We start from the raw sequence: 1,567 nt of genomic DNA on the forward strand, positions 1-1,567 counted from the left end.
ACACAGTCTGTCAAATAAGCATAGGTAAAGTCGGTATTCATAGCTTCGGTTTAACCATCAGTTGTACACCTGTGATCACAAAAAGGCATGTCGGTTTTATTCTATTTTCCCGCTCATTATCCCGCCACCTTTGTAGGAAAAGGAAAAACTATGAAAGTAATAATTTTTGGAGCAACAGGCACAGTAGGCCGTCGGTTAGTAATGCAGGCTTTAGGTTTGGGGTATCAGGTTACCGCATTTGTGCGCAACCCTCAAAAGTTGGATGATCTTCCGCACTCCAACCTGAGCCTGCGGGGTGGTGATGTTTTGAATCGTAATGACGTACGGGAAGCCATTAAAGGGCATGATGCTGTTTTTTGTGCCCTGGGAGCAGGCAGGAAAGGAGGAGTGAGGGCAGAAGGCACATACAACATCATAAAAAGCATGCAGGAGGAAGGCATAAGCAGGTTGATCTGTCAAACTACACTTGGAAACGGCGAAAGCTGGGGGAATCTGAATTTCTTTTGGAAACACATTATGTTTGGCTGGTTGCTGAAAGCAGCTTTTAAAGATCATGAAGATCAGGAAAAACATATCCGCGCAAGCCAGCTCAGGTGGACCATTGTGAGGCCGGGAGCATTTACCGACGGGCCTCTGACAGGGAACTACAAGCATGGGTTTTCACACCATGACAAAAGCACAAAACTTAAAATATCAAGAGCAGATGTAGCTGACTTTATGCTGAAACAATTGATCTCAGACGAATACCTGAATAAAACACCGGCCTTGTCTTATTGAAGGGGACTTTAAATAAAGGAGCTTGCACATGGCGGCTTCCCGGCTATGGGCAAGCTCCTTGTAATATTACCTTTCCCAGAAATAGGGAGGCTCTATACCCAAGGCACGCAGGTAAACATACCCCTGGCCTCTATGGTGGATCTCATTGTCAATAAAGTACAGGATGGTGGCGTAAATGGGGTTTTCATACTGTCCGAATGCAGCTTCTACTTCCTGAAACCTCCCGGCAGGTATGGTTGGCCAGAGCTTATCGATTTTCTCAGTGGCTTCATCCCACAGTTTGAGTATTTCCTCACGGGTTTTGGGCTTGCTGATCTCGGTACCCTCTCCAAATTGCTTCCACTTTTTGGTAGCTACACCCTCAATACCCGGGCCTGCCATCATGATCATTTCCATCGCCAACTCAGAGAAAGGACGCATGCCCCCGATAGAAAACTCAAAAAGGTCTTTTTCGGGAAATGCCTCTATTACCCTGCGAGTTAGGCGGCGGTGTCCCTGCCAGTCTTCCAAAAGTGCATCAGAGGTGATTGCTGTTACGGTTTTTTCCTGAATGCTATTTTCCATGGTGTTAAAAATTATAGGTTTTGTGAATGATTTTTAACAAAGAAAACAGGCGGTAGTGACAGCCTTATGTCAGTAGGAAATTTAATTTTTAAAAATAATTTATGAGGCAGAAACCTGTATAAAACCAATTAAAGCCATGTTAATGATTGTAATTGAATTTTTTTAATTAAAAACATAAACAAATAGTCTTTTAGGGGGTTAATTGGAAAAGTTTGTCGTTGGCTAA

2 protein-coding genes are annotated in these 1,567 nt (G+C 43.7%); one reads left to right on the forward strand and one right to left on the reverse strand.

Annotated features, from left to right (window positions below; all coding sequences use genetic code 11):
- The first annotated feature begins 150 nt into the window (after nt 1-150).
- A complete protein-coding gene (locus E1163_RS02460; RefSeq protein ID WP_155169110.1) occupies nt 151-777 on the forward strand; it encodes an NAD(P)-dependent oxidoreductase in 627 nt (208 codons plus the stop codon).
- 66 nt (nt 778-843) lie between these two features.
- On the opposite strand, the gene E1163_RS02465 is transcribed toward E1163_RS02460, so the two are convergent.
- Nucleotides 844-1,341 (reverse strand): DinB family protein, encoded by a 498-nt coding sequence (locus E1163_RS02465; protein WP_155169112.1) that lies wholly within the window; start codon nt 1,339-1,341, stop codon nt 844-846.
- Nucleotides 1,342-1,567: the final 226 nt, after the last annotated feature.

This window comes from Fulvivirga kasyanovii, assembly GCF_009711405.1.
Classification (GTDB): Bacteria; Bacteroidota; Bacteroidia; order Cytophagales; family Cyclobacteriaceae; genus Fulvivirga; species Fulvivirga kasyanovii.

What these genes read in the sequence shown, in the direction of transcription:
- E1163_RS02460 (WP_155169110.1), top strand. Translation starts at nt 151, where the DNA reads ATGAAAGTAATAATTTTTGGAGCAACAGGCACAGTAGGCCGTCGGTTA.
- E1163_RS02465 (WP_155169112.1), bottom strand. Translation starts at nt 1,341, where the DNA reads ATGGAAAATAGCATTCAGGAAAAAACCGTAACAGCAATCACCTCTGAT.